This is a genomic window from Deltaproteobacteria bacterium, from assembly GCA_003696105.1.
Classification (GTDB): Bacteria; Myxococcota_A; Polyangia; order Haliangiales; family J016; genus J016.
In genome coordinates this window covers 1-3,152 of sequence record RFGE01000376.1, presented here as the reverse complement: position 1 = coordinate 3,152, position 3,152 = coordinate 1, and the positions used below count along the sequence as shown (strand labels likewise).

General features: G+C 72.3%; 3 protein-coding genes and 1 pseudogene. 1 reads left to right on the top strand and 3 read right to left on the bottom strand.

Annotated features, from left to right (window positions below):
- The coding region (locus D6689_22925; protein RMH36059.1) for a hypothetical protein at positions 1–1,447 on the bottom strand (1,447 nt) is incomplete at its 3' end.
- 225 nt (positions 1,448–1,672) lie between these two features.
- Between D6689_22925 and D6689_22920 the strand changes: the two genes are divergently transcribed.
- Entirely contained in the window at positions 1,673–2,242 is a 570-nt protein-coding gene (locus tag D6689_22920; GenBank protein RMH36058.1) for a hypothetical protein, read from the top strand.
- Here D6689_22920 and D6689_22915 read toward each other — a convergent pair.
- Positions 2,214–2,786, bottom strand: a complete 573-nt coding sequence (locus D6689_22915; protein ID RMH36057.1) for an isochorismatase family protein — start codon at positions 2,784–2,786, stop codon at positions 2,214–2,216. The two genes, D6689_22920 and D6689_22915, sit on opposite strands and share 29 nt — an antisense overlap.
- A gap of 260 nt (positions 2,787–3,046) precedes the next feature.
- Positions 3,047–3,152: pseudogene (locus tag D6689_22910) on the bottom strand (cytochrome c5 family protein).

Below are 3,152 nucleotides of genomic sequence, written 5' to 3'. Positions count from 1 at the left end.
TGACCTGGATCGCCTGGCTGTCGTCGTCGGTCACGGCGACCGCGACCGTCGCGTCGTCGGGAGCGACCGCGGACGACAGGGTGAGGGTGGCCATTGCGGCGGCGAGGTCGTCGTCCTGGACGCCGGTGACCGTGATGGTCTTCGGCGTCTGGTAGGTGTCCGACGAAAAGGTCACCGTAGCCGGCGACACCGTGACCGCGTTCGTATCGGACGACGTGATGGTCACGTCCGCGTCGATCACGGGGTTGAACGCGAGCCGGACCGTGAAGGTGGCGGTGCCGCCCTCCGTGACCGACACGTTCGCGTCGCTCACGAGGATCGCCTGGGTGTCGTCGTCCGCGACCGTCACGGTGGCGGTGCGGGACGTCAACGTGGGCGCGGAGAACGTGATCGCAACCGTCTCGTTGAGGGTGTCGTCGTCGTCCACCGGGGTGACCGTGACGAGCTGCGTCACCGAATAGTTACCGGGCGTGAACGTCATCGACGTCTTGTCGATCGCGACCGCGTCCGGGTCCGCGGTCGCGATGGTCACCGTGACGTCGGCCGACGGCTGTTGCGTGAGCGTCACGCCGATCGTCTTGCCGGCTCCGCCCTCGGTGAGCGCCACCGTCGGCGGTGCGACCGCGATGTTCAGGCTGTCGTCGTCCGCGACCGTGACGTTCACGGTCGCGTTCGACAGGCCGGTGGACGACAGCGTGACCGTCGCCGTCTCGTCCTCGACGTCCTCGTCGTCGACGCCCTCGATGGTCACGTCCTGGGGGTCGTCCCAATCCGCCGGCGTGAACACCAAGGTCGACGGTGCGGCGGTCGCCACCGTGTCGTCGCTGGAGGCCACCGTGACGGTCACGTTGGCGGCCGGCTCGGCCGCGAGCCGGACGGACACGACCCCGGTCGCGCCTTCGACCACGGTCACCTCGGTCGGGCTCACGACGATGCCCTGGCTGTCGTCGTCCGTGACGGTGACGGTCACCGTCGCATCGTCGATGCCCGCGGCGGACAGGGTCACGGTCGCGCTCTCGTCGGCCGCGTCGGGGTCGTCGACCGGCGCGACCGTGACCGTCTGCGGCGTGTCGTAGTCGTCGCTCGTGAACGTGAGCGTGGCCGGCGACGCGGTCACCGCGCCCGTGTCGCTCGACGCCACGGTCACCTCGATCGATCCCGCCGGCGGCGCCGTGAGCGCGACCGTGAACGTCCCCGACGCGCCGCCCTCGGCCAGGGTCAAGGTGTCCGGCGTCACCGTGAAGGCGGGACCCGGTCCGGCGTCCGGCGGCGCGGCGTCCTCGCCGCCGCCGGTCGCGTCGGAGCCGCCGCCGGCGTCCGGCGGGTGGGTGTCGTCGTCGTCGTCACCGCCCCCGCCGCAGGCCGCGAGCGCGAGTTGGCCGGCGACGGCGGCGACGAGCCACAGGTGGGTTCCCGGACGGAGATGCCAAAATCGATGCATGTACACTTTCCTCATCTGTCGTGGACGACGATCCCGAGTGACGCGCGCGCGAAGCGCGCCGCTTACAGCCTCAATGCGGTCGCTTCCCCCCGCGACCGCGGATACGGTACCCCGGGGGCCGGCGGCGGCGCCAGCCGATCGCGCGACAAAATGCGCCCGCCGCCCGGACATGTGATCTGCGCCACACCGCCCGGCGGCGTCCGGGGCCGCGGGCCGGTATAGTCCCGGTGCATGGGCGTCGTCGCCGCCATCCTCGGCGCGCTGTTTCCGCCGCGCACGGAGCCGATCGCCGGCGTCCCGGTCGGCCGCGTCGCGCGGGTGCGCGGCACGGTCGTCCCCCGCGACGTGCTCACCAGCCCGCTGACCGGCGAACCGTGCGTCTACTACAATTACTCGGTCGAGCAGTGGCGGCGCTCGCAACTGGCCGGCCTGCCCGAAGGGCTGTGGGACCTGGCCGAGCACGACGAGGCGATCGCGGAGTTCTACCTGCACGACGCCACGGGCCGGGCGATCGTCGCCCCCGAGCGGGTGCGGATCCAGCGGTGCCGCGGCGTACAGCCGGCGCGGATCGACCTCGGCAGCCTCGAGCGGCGCGCGACCGAGCTGCTCATCCGGCCGGGCGACACGGTCGAGGTGATCGCGCTGGCCGACCAGATCGACGACCTGTACGACGACGCGCGCGACTATCGGGCCCGCGCGCGGATTTTGCTGCTGCGCGCCCCGGACGGCGGCGAGTCGATCATCCGCCTGGTCGCCGCCGCGCCCGCGCCGGTCAGCGAATCCGTCGGGACAGCGCCTTGAAGTCGTCGGTGCCGGCGCGCTGCAGCAGGTCGAACACGACCGCCTCGGTGCAGGTGACGATGCCGCCCGCGCGCTCGATCAGGCGCAGCCCGACCTCCACGTTGGCCTCGGCGCGCGACGCGACCGCGTCGCGCGGGACGTGAACGGCCGCCCCGCGCGCGCACAGGCCGCGGACGGACTGGTAGACGCACACGTGCGTCTCCTCGCCGCAGACGACCCACTGGGTCCGGTCGAGCCGCGCGTACAGGTCGGCGAACGCCGGCGTCCGGCACACCGAGAACTCCAGCTTGTCGAACCGGTACACGCGATCGCCGAGGTCGACCAGCGCCGCCTCGAGGGGCGCGATCGTGCGGCCGAGCCCCTGCGGGTACTGCTCGCTGACGACGACCGGCAGGTCGAAACGCCGCGCGGCCTCGACCAGGATCGGCGCGTAGCGCTCGACCGAGCGCCGCGGGCCGTCGGCCATCGCGGCGTGCAGCTTGTCCTGGATGTCGATGAACAGCACGGCGCAAGCGGACGGATCGATGCGCAGGGTGTCGGTCATGTCGCCGCACGTTATCACCGATTGTCACCGGGGCGTGACGATTCAGTGCAATGGATGACGACTGTATCGGGATGAGCGGAGCTAGATTGTTCGCCCAAGGAGGATTTCCCCATGAAGAAGCTCACCGTCATCCTGCTGTCCATCGCCGCCCTCAGCCTCGCCGCCTGCTCCAAGAAGAAGACGGAGCAGTCCTCCGAGGCGCCGGCGCCCGCCGCGAAGCCGGCCGACACCGCCAAGACCCCGAGCGCCGCGCCGACGCCGGCCGCCGCCGCCGCGAAGGCCGCGGGCGAGGCCGCGAAGGCCGCGGGCGAGGCCGCCGGCGCCGCGGGCGAGGCCGCCAAGGCCGCCGGCGCCGCGGGCGAGGCC